The organism is Brevibacillus centrosporus, assembly GCF_003710815.1.
Lineage (GTDB): Bacteria > Bacillota > Bacilli > Brevibacillales > Brevibacillaceae > Brevibacillus > Brevibacillus centrosporus.
Window position 1 is genome coordinate 1 of the sequence record NZ_RHHP01000035.1, and the last position, 14,958, is coordinate 14,958.

Here is a 14,958-nt window from a genome sequence, read left to right on the forward strand (position 1 = left end):
ACACATACTTAGCAAACATGCGTATTCAGTTTTGAAGGAATGAAACGTGCCTCTTTACCCCAAAATGGGTAAAGGGGCTTTTCTGTTTTACATAAAGCCGCACGAATCGTTTGGTGCAACCCAGGTTTCTAATTGCCCTTTTACGCTGTTTATGTCGACAAGTTAGGTCGATTGACCGACAAGTTACCCCTTGCAGAGCGCAGAGGCGGTAGACTAACATGAGAGGGTACTAATCAGAGGGTATAGTTGGCATGGCATGGTTTATGAAGGAGAATAATTAATGAAGAAAATCCTGATCTTTTCAGCTTCCATCGGTAATGGTCACAATCAGGCTGCCAGAGCGATGCAAGAAAGTCTGGCGGAGGCTGGCTACACGTCGATGATCATTGATACGTTGGAGTACATCAGCCCCACGTTTCACAAAATCTTGCTGGAAAGCTACATGAATTTATTGCGGTTGTCCCCAAAAATGTGGGGGAGAATCTATCATAATACAGAAAAAAGTAGATTTTTTGATATGAACGTACTCATGAATAAACTATTGGCAAACAAGCTGAAGAAGTTGATAAACAGCGTTCAGCCTGACGCATTTATTGCTACGCATCCGTTTGCCAGTTGTATGCTGTCGGTGTTAAAGGGAAGGAATGACTGGAGAGAACCGATATACACGATTATTACAGACTACACAATTCACCCGTCCTGGATTAATCATCACATTAACTACTATTTTATTGGCCATGAACAGTTGTACTATCTTGTGGACCTCTATCGACAGGATCATCAAAAATTCATCCCCATGGGTATCCCGATCATGCGCAAGTTCCGATTACCCTTGGACACGGAACAGATCCGAAATAAGCTGAAGCTGAGACCAGAGCAAAAGAGCATTATCCTCTCAGGCGGTGGCTTGGGGCTAGGCTCCATGGAAAAAGTCCTCGATGGCTTGGAAGAAATCGATCTTCCTATTAAAGCCTTTATTTTGACTGGTACCAATGATAAGCTGTATCGAAAGGTCACAAATCGAACTTATCGTCATGAGGTAGTCCCACTAAAGTTTGTAAACAACTTTCACGAATACCTGGAGACGGCAGACCTGATCGTAACAAAATCAGGTGGACTGACTTCGGCGGAAGTAATGAGCAAACGGGTTCCGATGATCATCTACAACCCGCTGCCAGGTCAGGAAGAGCGCAACAGCCACTTCTTGTTAAATAACGGTTGTGCAGTCCACGCCAACCTGTCCGAGCAGCTCATTTACTTTATTGAAGAGCTATTGCATAGTCCTTCCAAAGTTGATTACATGAAAAGAATGGCACATAAGATATCGAAGCCGGATGCTGCTCAGCGAATAGCTGAATTCATTCGCGACGATATGAAAATGCTGGAGCAAGACGAGCAGATCCCATGAATCGATGAACTCGTGCACATGATCAGAAGGATGAGGAGGAAAACATGAGCATCCCCTATGCGGTCCTGTTTGATATGGATGGAACCTTGCTGCAAACCGAAAGGCTCTCGACACCTGCTTTTCAGCGAACGTTCGAGCAGCTACGTCAAAACGGTTTGTGGGACGGACCTACGCCAGACAAAACTGAGCTCATCAATATTTTAGGCATGACGATTGATCAAGTATGGAAAAAACTGCTGCCAGATGCGAGTGAAGAGGCGATTCAAGCAGCAGATACGTTTTTGATAAAAAATGAAATTCAGCTCATTCACGAGAGAGTAACGGATCTGTACCCGGGTGTGTTTGAAACCCTTCGTGATCTGCATGCGAAAGGCGTAGCGCTGTTTATTGCAAGCAATGGGCAGGAGGAGTACATTGATGCTCTTTGTGAAGAGTACGGATTAAAGCCCTTTTTCACAGATCTGTATTCAGCAGGCCGTTTCCGCACACGTACCAAAAACGATCTGGTGGCGAAATTGATCGCGGATTATCAGGTGCAAAAAGCGGCTATGGTTGGAGATCGTCACTCTGATGTAGAAGCAGGTACGTCAAATGGACTTTTTACTATCGGCTGCGACTTTGGCTTTGCCAATCCAGGTGAACTGGATGGAGCCGATGTGATCATCACAAAATTCCCCCAAATCCTTGATCATTTGCCAGAACTCGACACCGTCAGGCAAAGTCAAACATAAACCATTCCGATGTGGAGTGGTTTTTTTTGTATGGTTTCAAGCGTCCCCATTTTGCCCACAATAGAAAGTGTATTCACCACTTGCAAGCGTCAAGTAAACCCATTATAATTAAAGTCAAAGATAGTCAAAGTCAATAGTGAAACACAACGAGAAGAGGAGGCGATGACTTGCGTAACATCTCTGACATCATTGAACATCACTTGAAAAGCATTATAACGGAGAGTCCCAATGGTTTGATCGAGATTCAGCGTAGTGAGCTAGCCGACCTTTTTCAATGTGTTCCGTCTCAGATCAACTACGTCATCAATACCCGATTTACCGTTCAAAAAGGGTATATTGTGGAAAGCAAGCGTGGCGGCGGTGGATACATCCGTATTCGCAAAGTGCAGATCGTCAGCAAAGCGCGCTTGCAGGAACTTTTGACCGAGGAGCTGATTGGCGAGGCTATCACACAAAGTGTGGGCAATGCTATCGTAGAGCGCTTGTTAGAGGAAGGCTTGGTCAATCTAAGGGAAGCTACCCTGATGAAAATTGCCACTTCCCGATCTGTCTTAACCGTGGATACGGAATTGCGAGATCGTTTGCGGGCAAATATTTTAAAGCAAATGATCGCAGCTATTTTGCTGAAGTAAACGAAACACGTGCTAGGAGGGATGATGTGATGAACTGTGAGGAATGTGGAAAACGACCGGCGACACTTCATCTGACGAAAATCGTCAATGGCGAAAAAACCGAATACCATATTTGTGAGCACTGTGCTCAGGAAAAAGGGGACGTCTTTACCGGCTTTCACAATTTCAGCATCAACAATCTCCTTTCCGGACTTCTAAAATTCGACCCGATGCAAAAAGGCATGAAGGATGCGACTACAAACAAACCGCTCCGGTGTGAAACCTGCGGACTCACCTATGCCCAATTCAGCAAGAGTGGGCGCTTTGGCTGCAGCGATTGCTACACCTTCCTAGGAGATCGACTGGATCCCCTGTTCAGACGGATTCATGGCAATACGCAGCACATCGGAAAAGTGCCGGAGAGAACAGGTGGCAAGCTGAAAATCCGTAAAGAGCTGGAGCAGTTAAAGCAAGCCTTGCAGACGCATGTGGCGAGTGAGGAATTTGAAAAAGCTGCAGAGATGCGGGACCGAATTCGTGCTTTGGAACAAAAGATGGCCCAATCGTAACAAGGGGAGGTTAGCTGGATGTCGCAACAGCAGTTTATGCAGAACCCGTGGAGCAATTGGATGAAAGGGGAAGGACCTGATCCCGATATCGTCATCAGCACACGGTTACGCATCGCCCGTAACCTGCGCCAGCACCCTTTTCCGTTGCTTGCAACTGATTCCCAAGGGGAGGAAGTAGTAAGAAAGGTAACGGAAGTAGCCGAGTCGGATGCCATGCGCAAACGACACCATCTGCAAGTGCTTCAAATGGATCAGGTTAACCCGCTGGAGAAACGAGTACTGGTGGAGAAGCATCTGATCAGTCCGCATCTGGCCGAGGAGTCTCGGAAGGGTGCTGTGCTGCTTAGCTCAGATGAGTCCGTCAGCATCATGGTAAATGAAGAGGATCATATTCGGATTCAAGTTCTGTTGCCGGGATTTCGTTTAAACGAAGCCTGGGAAATCGGGACCAAAATAGATGATATTTTCGAGAAGAATTTGAACTACGCTTTTGATGAGACCAGAGGATACTTAACGAGCTGCCCGACAAACGTAGGTACGGGGATTCGCGCCTCCGTCATGCTCCACCTCCCCGCCTTGGTGATGACCCAGCAGATCAGCCGAATTTTACAAGCAATTAATCAAGTTGGTCTGGTTGTACGAGGAATTTATGGGGAAGGCAGCGAAGCTTTAGGAAACCTGTTTCAATTATCCAATCAGGTGACGCTGGGAATGTCGGAGTCTGACATCCTCTCCAACCTGTACGGAGTAGCGAGACAAATTATCGAACAAGAGCGCGTGGCACGAACATACTTACTTGAGCATACCCGTGTATCCCTGGAGGATCGCATTTTCCGTTCGTACGGCATCCTGATGTACGCACGCACGGTGGAATCCAAGGAAGCAGCACAGCGCCTATCCGATGTTCGTTTAGGTATTGACCTGGGAGTGATTCCAGACGTATCGCCATTAGTGCTAAATGAACTGCTTGTCACGACCCAGCCGGGATTCCTGCAGCAGCACGCCGGTCAAAAGCTAACCCCTGATCAGCGTGACGAACGAAGAGCCCGATTAATACGGGAGCGCATCACGGACAGACAGGAGCACAGCGGCTGATCAAAACAACAGCAACACGCAACAGTTAACCCATAGAGAATAAACACGGTTACCTTGGAGGTGTACGATATGATGTTTGGACGTTTTACGGAACGAGCACAAAAAGTATTGGCGCTTGCCCTAGAAGAAGCAGTGCGTCTCGGCCACAAAGATATTGGGACAGAGCACGTACTGCTGGGTTTGATTCGGGAAGGTGAAGGGATTGCAGCGAAAGCTCTTCAATCGCTGGGACTTGGTCTCGATAAAATCCAAAGTGAAGTGGAATCGTTGATCGGACGCGGTACGGAGCAGTCCGGCAGTAATTACACGCCAAACTATACACCTCGCGCCAAAAAGGTCATTGAGTTGTCCATGGATGAAGCTCGCAAGCTGGGCCATACGTACGTGGGCACCGAGCATATCCTGCTTGGTCTGATCCGTGAAGGGGAAGGCATTGCGGCTAGAATCATGAATAATTTGGGCGTCAGCCTGAACAAAGCGCGTCAGCAAGTACTGCAGCTTCTGGGCAGCTCGGAGATGATGGCATCTCATCAGCCCTCCGGTGGCAATCCGGCAGCGAATACGCCTACGCTGGACGGCTTGGCACGCGATCTGACAGCTATCGCACGCGATGGCGGACTGGATCCTGTGATTGGTCGTCAAAAGGAAATTGAGCGCGTGATTCAGGTACTGAGCAGACGTACCAAGAACAACCCAGTTCTCATCGGGGAACCAGGTGTAGGGAAAACGGCAATCGCGGAAGGCTTGGCACAAAAGATCGTGAACAACGAGATTCCGGAGACGCTGCGTGACAAGCGCGTCATGACACTCGATATGGGTACCGTCGTTGCGGGAACGAAGTATCGCGGTGAATTTGAGGACCGCCTGAAAAAGATCATGGATGAAATTCGCCAGGCAGGAAACATCATTCTGTTCATTGACGAATTGCATACTCTGATCGGTGCAGGTGGAGCAGAAGGTGCCATCGACGCTTCCAATATTCTCAAGCCGGCTCTCGCTCGCGGAGAATTGCAGTGCGTAGGGGCAACTACGCTGGACGAATACCGCAAATACATCGAAAAGGATGCTGCTCTGGAGCGCCGTTTCCAACCCATTCAGGTTGATGAACCTACAGCCGAGGATGCGGTTAAGATTCTGCACGGTCTGCGCGATCGCTACGAAGCCCATCACCGCGTAAAAATCACAGATGAAGCCATTGAACAGGCAGTGAAGCTGTCTGACCGATACATCACAGATCGTTTCCTGCCAGACAAAGCGATCGACCTGGTCGATGAGGCAGCATCCAAAGTACGCTTGCAGTCCTTTACCGTTCCACCGAATCTCAAGGAACTGGAAGGCCGTCTGGAAGAAGTGCGCAAGGAAAAGGATGCCGCAGTGCAGTCTCAGGAGTTTGAAGAGGCAGCAGCTTTGCGTGATCAGGAACAAAAGCTGCGCGAAGAGCTGGATAAAACGAAAAAAGACTGGAAAGAACGCCAAGGCCAGTTGAACATGGAAGTAACGCCTGAAGATATCGCTCAGGTCGTAGCCAGCTGGACGGGTATCCCTGTTCTCAAGCTGAAGGAAGAGGAAGCAGAGCGCCTGCTGAAAATGGAGGAAATTCTGCACAGTCGTGTCATTGGGCAAGACGAAGCAGTCAAATCCATCTCCCGTGCGGTACGCCGTGCGCGTGCAGGTCTCAAGGATCCGAAGCGCCCTGTAGGCTCGTTTATTTTCCTCGGTCCTACCGGTGTAGGGAAAACGGAACTGGCCCGTGCGGTAGCCGAAACGCTGTTTGGCGATGAAGACGCCATGATCCGCGTTGACATGTCCGAGTACATGGAGAAGCATTCTACAGCTCGTCTGGTCGGTGCCCCTCCAGGGTACGTCGGTTACGATGAGGGTGGTCAGCTGACGGAAAAAGTACGCCGCAAACCGTACTCCGTAATCCTGCTGGATGAGATCGAAAAAGCGCATCCGGACGTATTCAATATCTTGCTGCAGGTACTGGATGATGGGCGTTTGACGGATTCCAAAGGACGCACGGTTGATTTCCGCAATACGGTCGTCATCATGACCTCCAACGTGGGAGCCAGCATGATCAAGAAAAACACCACGCTCGGCTTTACCACAGGCGATACGGAAAGAAAGTATCAGGATATGAAGGATAAAGTGATGGATGAGCTGAAAAAGAGCTTCCGTCCTGAATTCCTGAACCGCATCGATGAAGTCATCGTGTTCCATTCCTTGGAGCAAGAGCACATCGAGCAAATCGTATCCCTGATGACGGATGAGCTCCGCAAACGCTTGAAAGAACAAAGCATTGATTTCCAATTGACCGAAGATGCCAAAAAAGTATTGGCAAAAGAGGGCTTCGATCCAGCCTATGGTGCACGTCCGCTGCGTAGAGCCATTCAGCGTCATATCGAGGACAGATTGTCTGAGGAGCTGCTGAAAGGCAATATCAGCAAAGGCGATACCGTCAACATCGATTCCGTGGAAGGTCAGCTGGTCGTCAAACGATTGGAAAAAACAAAGCTGTAAGCAGCTATAGCAATAGAAGGATGCCTCCCGAAACAGGAGGTATTCTTTTTTTGTATCTCTAAGTATGATAAAAATAGAGGATAGAATCCAAACGAGGGTGCGAATATGTCAAAGTATAAAACGAAATACGCGTGTCAAGAATGTGGCTATGAATCGCCGAAATGGATGGGGAAATGTCCAGGCTGTAATAGCTGGAATACAATGGTAGAGGAAATGACAGTCAAAACCGCGCATCGCCACGAAGGCTTGAGCGGTGGGCAGAAACAGGCGGCGATGCCACTCACGGAAGTAGCCAGTGAAGAAGATCCGCGCATGGACACGACAATTGGGGAGTTGAACCGGGTTTTGGGTGGCGGTCTTGTGCCTGGCTCTCTTATTTTGGTCGGCGGGGATCCGGGGATTGGAAAATCAACACTGCTGCTGCAGACCTCATTTGCTTTGGCGCATCAAGGTGCAAAAGTGTTGTACGTATCCGGGGAGGAGTCGGCAAAACAGATCAAGCTGCGCGCCGATCGACTCGGGACAAATACTCCGCCCATGTTTGTTTTAGCAGAAAATGATTTGGATTTGATCGAACAGCATATTAATCAGGTAGACCCCCATGTCTTGATCATTGACTCGATTCAGACCGTTTTCCACCCGGCTGTCCAATCAGCAGCAGGAAGCGTCGCCCAAGTGCGTGAAGCTACCGCACAGCTGATGCGGATTGCCAAAGGAAAAGGGATCGGCACGTTTATCGTCGGTCACGTCACCAAGGAAGGATCGATTGCAGGTCCGCGTATGCTTGAGCATATGGTGGATGCCGTGCTCTATTTTGAAGGAGAGCGCCACAACACGTTTCGTATCCTCAGAGCGGTCAAAAATCGCTTTGGTTCGACAAATGAGATCGGGATTTTTGAGATGAAGGACCGCGGACTGGAAGAAGTGGCAAATCCATCGGAAATCTTCTTGGCGGAGCGTCCGTTTGGTGTAGCTGGTTCTACTGTTGTGGCCAGCATGGAGGGAACGCGCCCGGTCTTAGTTGAGCTGCAAGCTCTCGTTGCCCCTACGAGCTTTGTGACCCCACGAAGAATGGCTACAGGCGTCGATCATCAGCGTGTAGCGATGATTATGGCAGTTTTGGAAAAGCGTATGGGCATGATGCTGCAAAATCAGGACGCGTATGTAAACGTGGCGGGTGGTGTACGTCTGGATGAGCCTGCCGTGGACTTGGCGATTGCCGTAAGTATCGCAAGCAGCTTCCGTGACCATGCAACGAACCCTCATGACGTTGTGATTGGGGAGATCGGCCTGACTGGTGAGGTGCGAGGTGTGTCTCGCATTGAACAGCGGGTGCGAGAAGCTCACAAGTTAGGCTTCAAGCGAGTCATTATTCCTGAAAAGAATATCCGTGGCTTGGATGCTCCTGACGATATTCAGGTGATTGGCGTATCGAACATTGGGGAGGCTTTGAACGAGGTCATAAGGGGGTAAGGGCGGATGCAAGACAGCCAAAAGAAAAATCCGCTATTCAGTGATGTCCTTCGCTTAGTCGCTCCGGGAACACAGCTGCGGGAAGGTCTGGAAAATGTGCTGAGAGCCAAAACTGGCGGTCTCATTGTCGTCGGCTATGGGCCTGAGATGAAGCATATTGTCGATGGGGGTTTTTCGATCAATTGTGACTTCTCCCCAGCACATTTGTATGAATTAGCGAAGATGGATGGGGCGATTATAGTAAGTGAGGACGCCAAACGCATCCTGTATGCCAATACCCAGCTCTTTCCTCCTGCCTCGATAGCCACAAGTGAAACAGGGACTCGTCATCGCACGGCACAGCGGACAGCCATTCAGACGAACTATCTGGTGATCGCTATTTCCCAGCGCCGAAATGTCATCACTCTGTACCAAGGGAATTTTCGCTATGTGCTAAACGAGATCAGTGTCATTTTGGCAAAAGCGAATCAGGCGGTATCTACTTTAGAAAAGTACAAGGCAGTGCTGGATCAGACACTCACGAATCTGGGGGCTCTGGAATTTGAAGAGCTGGTCACGCTCCACGAGGTGACGTCTGTACTGCAGCGGGTTGAAATGGTGCTGCGAATCAAATCGGAGGTTTCCAAGTACATATGCGAGCTTGGAGTCGAAGGAAGATTGGTAAGCATGCAGCTGGAGGAGCTTGTATCCAATATTGAAGAAGAGGCACATATGCTTATTCGAGATTATTGTCGAGATCCTGCGCACTCTCCCGATGTCGTTTTGCGGGACATGAAGAAATTGAGCTCCGACGAAATGCTGGAACTAAGCTCATTTTTGCGAGTCCTGGGGTATTCTTCTAATGTCAGCATGCTGGAAGAATCCGTGTCACCACGCGGATTTCGGATCCTGTATAAGATCCCGCGGCTGCCGATGTCGATTATTGCAAATCTTGTCGGATACTTCCACAATCTCCCTCGAATTATGATGGCAACGATTGAAGAATTGGATGAAGTGGAAGGGATCGGAGAGGTGCGTGCCAGAGCGATCAAGGATGGACTAAAAAGGATTCAGGAGCAAGTGTTCATTGACAGGCACATTTAAAGTAGAATAGGATTAAGGCATTATTTGTATTCAACATTTGCCTAGGGGACCCGATAGCTTAAAGGGTCAACAGGATACTCGTCTCCTTCGCAAAAGAAATCAGGAGGTAGTCTATGTTCGTGAAATCGTTACCGAACATACTAACCGTAAGCAATTTGTTTTTAGGTGTACTCGCAATCATTTTGGCGTTTCGAGGCGATGAATTCGTCGATTATGCGGCCATTACCGTAATTATTGGGATGCTGGCTGATGGCTTGGACGGGCGTGTAGCCCGAATGCTGAATGCACAAAGTGAGTTTGGGAAGGAACTGGATTCCTTGTCAGACGTCATCACCTTTGGCGTAGCACCTGCCTTTATCATGTATGTTGTCGTGTTGAATGATTTTAACTGGATTGGCATCTTGATCACAGCGATCTTCCCGATCTGTGGAGCGCTGCGGTTGGCTCGTTTTAACGTACAGGCTGGTGTTCCTGGCTATTTCATTGGACTGCCGATTACGGCGGCAGGCGGCGTGCTTGCGACACTTGCCCTGTATCACCAAGTATTTAATACAGCGCTGCTCGCCATCAGCATGCTGCTGCTCGCCTTTTTGATGGTATCGAAGGTCAAATACCCGAACTTCAAAAAAGTAGGAATTCCGAAATCTGCGTACTGGATTACCCCTGTGATTATTGCGATCGTCGTCGTTGTAGCGATTAAATATCCGCAGCAGTTTCCGAAAATCGTGTTCTTGCCGCTTGCCTTTTACGCTTTATACGGAATAAAAAAAAACGTTGACTTTCTTGTCAAAAAGTTTCGCAAGCGAAAAAACAAAGAAGAGGAATCTGTTCCTTTCGAATAGGTAAGGACATGAAAAAACCCGCTAATCCATTAGCGGGTTTTGCATTTTTACATGCAACCTTTTGAGCGTTCGTTCGTAATACGAGTGTGAGGCCTAGGAAAGATTGAATACACCGAGCGTGTTCAAGCGTGTGGATTCCTTTTGCAGGACGTCTTCTAGCTTGATGTCCGTGATGTTGCAGAGAGCTGCCAGGTAAAAAAGGTTTTTGCCCAGCTCGGCGGTTACGACATCGCGGCAATGCTCGCACAAGGGACCTGAGAAATGGGTGTCCAAATACGATTTGTTTTCCTCCAGATTTTTACTGGAGTCGTACGTTTGTTTCTTCGCAGCTACTTCGACACAGCCGCACTCCGTGACCGCTTTTGTCAGCGATCGATTGATGCGGGATGCAGTTTCCTGAACTTTGGACATGACGTCCAGTACGCTTCGATGCCTGATCAAGAGCTCTGAGACTTGCGTTTGAAAGTCATCTAAGTTGCTTCTGTCCATGTGGTTCACCTCTGCTTTAGGCTGTAAATATCGTCAAAATTTTCGAACATTACGCTACAGCCATTATAAGAAGGGAGCCAGGCGTCTGTCAATTTGTATCAAAAGGAAACGGACGTTCGAGGTTGACGGCAAAATGTTAATTATGTTAAAATTTTTAGCTATTTGACATGGCAAATTAAATTTTGCTATAGTTGGGGGGAAAGTGGTGATGATTGGTTTTCACCATTTGGAAAGAAATAGGGTTTTACTTATAGGCTTCTGTCTATATTAATAAAAGGAGGTGAAGGCATGGTACGCCGCATAGGAAAAATCTTTTTTGTTTTGGTTGGTGGGGGCTTGGGCTACCAGTATGGGGCTGACTTGTTCTCATTGTTAAACCAGCTGTTGAATTTTGGAGAGATCGCAGGTACGCAATACATTGGTGCGGTTCTTGGTGCCATCTTGTTCTTCTTTTTAGCCAACTGGCTTTTGGACTACATCTTGAGAGTGATTCGTTGGGGAGAAGAGACGCTCGTTAAGATGCCAATTGTGGATGTCATGTTCGGAGCGATGGGGTTGATTAGTGGTCTTATTGTTGCCTTTTTATTATTCCTGCCCATCAGTAAAATTCCGATTCCCGTGATAGGAGATTTGTTGCCACTGGTCGTGTCTGGTTTGCTTGGTTATTTGGGTTTCCAAGTGGGATTCCGCAAACGGGACGAAATTATGGCTGTATTTTCTATCGGTCGGAAGGATAGGAAAAAAGACAATAGCAGCACCACTACGAACGTCGAGAACAAGATTCTCGATACGAGTGTGATCATCGATGGGCGCATTGCGGACATCTGCCGCACGGGCTTCTTGGAAGGCGTGCTGGTCATTCCGGGATTCGTACTGGAGGAACTCCAACATATTGCTGATTCTTCCGACGTGCTGAAACGAAACAGAGGACGTCGTGGACTTGATATTTTGAACAAGATTCAAAAGGAAATGAAAGTGAAAGTGCAGATTTGGGAAGGTGACTTTGAAGAAGTCTCTGAGGTAGACAGCAAGCTGATCAAGCTGGCGAAAGTCATGAACGGGAAAGTCGTGACGAATGACTTCAACCTGAACAAAGTATGCGAGCTGCAAGGTGTCTCTGTCTTGAACATCAATGACTTGGCAAACGCGGTGAAGCCGGTCGTCCTGCCAGGTGAAGAAATGAACGTTCAAGTCATCAAGGACGGCAAGGAGCACGGCCAAGGGGTTGCTTATCTCGATGATGGTACCATGATCGTCGTGGAGGGCGGACGTGAGTATATCGGCAATGAGGTTGATGTCCTCGTGACCAGCGTGCTGCAAACTTCTGCTGGACGTATGATTTTCGCTAAGCCTAAACTGTTGGAAAAAGCATTGTAGAGAGATTGAGAGGGAAAACAAGTGGGGACAGGAGTCGTGATCGTGGCCGCAGGTTCTGGGAAAAGAATGGGCGGTGAACGAAACAAACTGTGGTTGCCTCTGGGTGGGGAGCCGATTTTGGCTCATACGGTTCGCCTGTTTGCTACACACCGGGAGATTGATGAAATCGTACTGGTTGTGAGTGCAGAGGACCATAGTAATGTACTGAAATGGCTTGATCGGGAGCGAATCCGTGTAAAGGTGACCTTAGGTGGTGCCGAACGGCAGGACAGCGTGAGAAACGGACTGACCGCTCTTTCTGATAACTGCTCTTTTGTGCTTGTTCACGATGCTGCCCGTCCTTTCATTACTCGCCAACAGATCAGCGCTCTGATCAAAAAGGTTCAACAGGATCAGGCAACGATTGTGGCTGTACCAGTCAAGGATACGATAAAAGTGGTGGGGGCGACTGGGATTGTAGAGTCGACCCCAGCACGTGAAAGCTTGTGGGCTGTGCAAACCCCACAAGCTTTTCGTATGTCTTTGCTAAGAGAGGCGCATCAGGCGGCTGTGGAGACAGGCAGAATGGGAACGGATGACGCCATGCTCGTGGAATGGCTAGGTCACCCGGTGACAATCATGCAAGGAAGCTATGAGAATATAAAAATCACCACGCCTGACGATCTGTGGCTGGGTGAAGAGATCTTACGGAAAAGAAAGGGAGAGTAAACCATGCGGATTGGACAAGGCTTTGATGTGCATCAGTTGGTAGAGGGACGTCCATGTATCATTGGAGGAATCGCGATCCCTTATGAAAAGGGTTTGCTCGGGCATTCCGATGCAGATGTTCTGCTGCATGCGATCAGTGACGCGATTCTGGGAGCGATCGGAGAAGGGGATATCGGCAGACACTTTCCCGATACGGATCCCGAATTCAAGGACGCGGATAGCGTAAAGCTGCTGGAGCATGTGTGGGGATTGGTCAAAGAGCGAGGCTACCGTTTGGGGAATGTCGATGCGACGATCATTGCGCAAGCTCCCAAAATGGCTCCGTACATTCAGCAAATGCGTGAAGTCATTGCACGCGTGCTGGAAGCGGAAGATCCTTCGCAAGTCAACGTGAAGGCGACAACGACTGAAAAATTGGGCTTTCCAGGACGTGGAGAGGGAATCGCTGCTCAGGCTGCTTGCTTGCTTGTCAAGTAGAGGGGCAAGGTGTAACATAAGGCATTAGAAACATTTTCGTTTATATTCATAAGGATGGTGCTACCCATGGCGAAAGAAATCCGTACGCGATATGCTCCTAGTCCTACGGGGCATTTACATATCGGCGGTGCTCGTACAGCGCTTTTCAACTACCTGTTTGCGAAACATCACGGCGGTTCCTTCATCGTTCGGATTGAAGATACCGACCAAACGCGCAACAAGGAAAATGCTGACGAAGAGCAAATGAAAAACCTGAAATGGCTCGGCGTGAAATGGGAAGAGGGTACAGACGTTGGCGGTCCTTATGGGCCTTATCGCCAAATGGAGCGTCTGGACATCTACCGTACCTATATCGAGCAATTGCTCGCAGAAGGCAAGGCGTACTATTGCTACGCGACGAAAGAAGAGCTGGATGCAGAACGCGAAGAGCAGATCGCTCGCGGAGAAACACCTCGCATTCTGGAAAAGCATCGTCATGTGACAGATGAGCAGCGCGCTCAGTTTGAAGCAGAAGGACGCGTACCATCCATTCACTTCCTCGTTCAGGACGACCGCGAGTACGTGGTTGATGATATGATTCGTGGACAAGTGACTTTTAACTCGAACGAAATGGGCGATTTCGTCATTTGCCGTCCCGACGGAATCCCTACCTATAACTTTGCGGTGGTCATCGATGACTACCTCATGAAGATCAGCCATGTCATTCGTGGGGAAGAGCATCTTTCCAACACTCCACGTCAGCTGATGATTTATGAGGCTTTTGGTTGGGAGCCACCACAATTTGCTCACTTGGCTTTGATTCTGAACCAAGAAGGCAAAAAGATGTCCAAGCGCGATGAGAGCATTCTCCAGTTCATCGAGCAATACCGTGATCTTGGCTTCTTGCCAGAAGCGATTGTGAACTTCCTCGTGCTCTTGGGCTGGTCTCCGGGCGGCGAAGAAGAGATCTTCCTCATCGATGAGCTCATCAAGCTGTTCTCGATGGATCGCGTGAACAAGTCTCCGGCTGTATTCGATGCGACCAAAATGAACTGGATGAACAACTTCTATCTGAAGCGTCAGCCATTGGATCTGATCACAGATATGTGTGTGCCGCATCTGCAAAAAGCAGGGTTTATCGAAGAAAACCTGTCCGATGCCAAAAGAGATTGGGTTCGAAGCATCGTGGGGCTGTATCAGGAGCAAATGTCGTACTGTGCGCAAATCGTTCCGCTCGCAGCTCTTTTCTTCCTCGACGAAGTGGTGTACGATGAGGAGGCAATGTTGGTTTTGAAGGAAGCGCAGCTGCCAGAGGTCCTGACTTCTTTCGTCAAACACCTATCGGCACAAGAGGCATATAATGTGGATGTTATCAAAGCGGCGCTGAAAGATGTTCAAAAGGAAACGGGACACAAAGGCAAGGCGTTGTTCATGCCGGTTCGTGTAGCGGCTACAGGTCAGGCGCACGGACGTGATCTCGCGGAGACGCTCTATCTGTTGGGCCGTGACAAAGTGCTGGCCCGCACCAATCAAGTAATTGCAAACGGGCAATAAAATTACGATTGCCTGATTGATAAAAGGATGCGACGACCAGGA

Annotated in this window: 14 protein-coding genes; 13 read left to right on the forward strand and 1 reads right to left on the reverse strand. The window is 48.7% G+C overall.

Annotation, left to right across the window (positions count from 1 at the left end; genetic code table 11):
* Positions 1 to 280 precede the first annotated feature (280 nt).
* The 9 genes from EDM55_RS23495 (at position 281) to pssA (ending at position 10,332) form a co-directional block, all read left to right on the forward strand.
* Positions 281 to 1,408, forward strand: a complete 1,128-nt coding sequence (locus EDM55_RS23495; RefSeq protein ID WP_122961529.1) for an MGDG synthase family glycosyltransferase — start codon at positions 281 to 283, stop codon at positions 1,406 to 1,408.
* Positions 1,409 to 1,452: 44 nt separating this feature from the next.
* Positions 1,453 to 2,139 carry an HAD family hydrolase gene (locus EDM55_RS23500; protein ID WP_092276891.1) on the forward strand — a complete coding sequence of 229 codons (687 nt, stop codon included), beginning with the start codon at positions 1,453 to 1,455 and terminating at the stop codon, positions 2,137 to 2,139.
* 167 nt (positions 2,140 to 2,306) lie between these two features.
* Positions 2,307 to 2,771, forward strand: coding sequence for a CtsR family transcriptional regulator (locus EDM55_RS23505; protein ID WP_092276894.1), 465 nt, complete (start codon positions 2,307 to 2,309; stop codon positions 2,769 to 2,771).
* A 29-nt stretch (positions 2,772 to 2,800) separates the two neighbouring features.
* Entirely contained in the window at positions 2,801 to 3,319 is a 519-nt protein-coding gene (gene mcsA / locus EDM55_RS23510; RefSeq protein ID WP_092276897.1) for a protein-arginine kinase activator protein McsA, read from the forward strand.
* Positions 3,320 to 3,337: 18 nt separating this feature from the next.
* Positions 3,338 to 4,414, forward strand: coding sequence for a protein-arginine kinase McsB (gene mcsB / locus EDM55_RS23515; protein ID WP_122961530.1), 1,077 nt, complete (start codon positions 3,338 to 3,340; stop codon positions 4,412 to 4,414).
* Between the two features lie 69 nt (positions 4,415 to 4,483).
* Positions 4,484 to 6,934 carry an ATP-dependent Clp protease ATP-binding subunit gene (locus tag EDM55_RS23520; RefSeq protein ID WP_092276903.1) on the forward strand — a complete coding sequence of 817 codons (2,451 nt, stop codon included), beginning with the start codon at positions 4,484 to 4,486 and terminating at the stop codon, positions 6,932 to 6,934.
* 105 nt (positions 6,935 to 7,039) lie between these two features.
* Entirely contained in the window at positions 7,040 to 8,407 is a 1,368-nt protein-coding gene (radA, locus tag EDM55_RS23525; protein ID WP_092276905.1) for a DNA repair protein RadA, read from the forward strand.
* A gap of 6 nt (positions 8,408 to 8,413) precedes the next feature.
* Entirely contained in the window at positions 8,414 to 9,490 is a 1,077-nt protein-coding gene (gene disA, locus EDM55_RS23530; protein WP_122961531.1) for a DNA integrity scanning diadenylate cyclase DisA, read from the forward strand.
* A gap of 113 nt (positions 9,491 to 9,603) precedes the next feature.
* The gene (pssA, locus tag EDM55_RS23535; protein WP_092276910.1) at positions 9,604 to 10,332 is read left to right on the forward strand and encodes a CDP-diacylglycerol--serine O-phosphatidyltransferase; all 729 of its coding nucleotides are present in this window, start codon (positions 9,604 to 9,606) and stop codon (positions 10,330 to 10,332) included.
* A gap of 93 nt (positions 10,333 to 10,425) precedes the next feature.
* Here pssA and EDM55_RS23540 read toward each other — a convergent pair whose 3' ends face one another.
* The gene (locus EDM55_RS23540; RefSeq protein ID WP_092276913.1) at positions 10,426 to 10,821 is read right to left on the reverse strand and encodes a nucleoside triphosphate pyrophosphohydrolase family protein; all 396 of its coding nucleotides are present in this window, start codon (positions 10,819 to 10,821) and stop codon (positions 10,426 to 10,428) included.
* 288 nt (positions 10,822 to 11,109) lie between these two features.
* Here EDM55_RS23540 and EDM55_RS23545 point away from each other — a divergent pair, with 288 nt between their 5' ends.
* The 4 genes from EDM55_RS23545 to gltX all read left to right on the forward strand — a co-directional run bounded on the left by EDM55_RS23545 (position 11,110) and on the right by gltX (position 14,916).
* Positions 11,110 to 12,198: a PIN/TRAM domain-containing protein gene (locus tag EDM55_RS23545; protein ID WP_092276916.1), complete on the forward strand. Its 1,089-nt coding sequence runs from the start codon at positions 11,110 to 11,112 to the stop codon at positions 12,196 to 12,198.
* Positions 12,199 to 12,219: 21 nt separating this feature from the next.
* Entirely contained in the window at positions 12,220 to 12,906 is a 687-nt protein-coding gene (gene ispD, locus EDM55_RS23550; RefSeq protein ID WP_092276919.1) for a 2-C-methyl-D-erythritol 4-phosphate cytidylyltransferase, read from the forward strand.
* 3 nt (positions 12,907 to 12,909) lie between these two features.
* The gene (gene ispF, locus EDM55_RS23555) at positions 12,910 to 13,383 is read left to right on the forward strand and encodes a 2-C-methyl-D-erythritol 2,4-cyclodiphosphate synthase (protein WP_092276922.1); all 474 of its coding nucleotides are present in this window, start codon (positions 12,910 to 12,912) and stop codon (positions 13,381 to 13,383) included.
* A 66-nt stretch (positions 13,384 to 13,449) separates the two neighbouring features.
* Positions 13,450 to 14,916, forward strand: a complete 1,467-nt coding sequence (gene gltX / locus EDM55_RS23560) for a glutamate--tRNA ligase (RefSeq protein ID WP_092276925.1) — start codon at positions 13,450 to 13,452, stop codon at positions 14,914 to 14,916.
* The last annotated feature ends 42 nt before the right edge of the window (positions 14,917 to 14,958 follow it).

Excerpts from the sequence above, each read along its gene's own strand:
- EDM55_RS23495 (WP_122961529.1), top strand. The coding sequence starts at position 281 with ATGAAGAAAATCCTGATCTTTTCAGCTTCCATCGGTAATGGTCACAAT.
- EDM55_RS23500 (WP_092276891.1), top strand. The coding sequence starts at position 1,453 with ATGAGCATCCCCTATGCGGTCCTGTTTGATATGGATGGAACCTTGCTG.
- mcsA (WP_092276897.1), top strand. The coding sequence starts at position 2,801 with ATGAACTGTGAGGAATGTGGAAAACGACCGGCGACACTTCATCTGACG.
- mcsB (WP_122961530.1), top strand. The coding sequence starts at position 3,338 with ATGTCGCAACAGCAGTTTATGCAGAACCCGTGGAGCAATTGGATGAAA.
- EDM55_RS23520 (WP_092276903.1), top strand. The coding sequence starts at position 4,484 with ATGATGTTTGGACGTTTTACGGAACGAGCACAAAAAGTATTGGCGCTT.
- radA (WP_092276905.1), top strand. The coding sequence starts at position 7,040 with ATGTCAAAGTATAAAACGAAATACGCGTGTCAAGAATGTGGCTATGAA.
- disA (WP_122961531.1), top strand. The coding sequence starts at position 8,414 with ATGCAAGACAGCCAAAAGAAAAATCCGCTATTCAGTGATGTCCTTCGC.
- pssA (WP_092276910.1), top strand. The coding sequence starts at position 9,604 with ATGTTCGTGAAATCGTTACCGAACATACTAACCGTAAGCAATTTGTTT.
- EDM55_RS23540 (WP_092276913.1), bottom strand. The coding sequence starts at position 10,821 with ATGGACAGAAGCAACTTAGATGACTTTCAAACGCAAGTCTCAGAGCTC.
- EDM55_RS23545 (WP_092276916.1), top strand. The coding sequence starts at position 11,110 with ATGGTACGCCGCATAGGAAAAATCTTTTTTGTTTTGGTTGGTGGGGGC.
- ispF (WP_092276922.1), top strand. The coding sequence starts at position 12,910 with ATGCGGATTGGACAAGGCTTTGATGTGCATCAGTTGGTAGAGGGACGT.
- gltX (WP_092276925.1), top strand. The coding sequence starts at position 13,450 with ATGGCGAAAGAAATCCGTACGCGATATGCTCCTAGTCCTACGGGGCAT.